Source organism: Psychromonas aquatilis (assembly GCF_038155185.1).
Taxonomy (GTDB): Bacteria; Pseudomonadota; Gammaproteobacteria; order Enterobacterales; family Psychromonadaceae; genus Psychromonas; species Psychromonas aquatilis.
This window is the reverse complement of sequence record NZ_JBAKAZ010000410.1, coordinates 1-213: the sequence shown is the minus strand read 5'-3', so window position 1 is coordinate 213 and position 213 is coordinate 1. Positions and strand designations below refer to the sequence as shown.

1 pseudogene is annotated in these 213 nt (G+C 39.0%); it reads right to left on the bottom strand.

Annotated elements, in window-relative coordinates:
* Positions 1–213, bottom strand: a pseudogene (locus tag V6256_RS15970) (ATPase, T2SS/T4P/T4SS family); the annotation flags it as partial.

Below are 213 nucleotides of genomic sequence, written 5' to 3'. Positions count from 1 at the left end.
AATGGATATTAGGTTGATTAGATATTTTAAGCTTGATGCGTCCATCTTGGGGTAAGCGCCTTTCTGCAATATCTAGTTTTGCCATGACTTTTAAACGAGCAGATAAGCGGTTAGCTAAATTAACCGGAGGTGAGGAGAATTCATGTTATATGACATCAACCCGAAAACGGATACGGTATTTCTTTTGATAAGGTTCGATGTGTAAGTCTGACG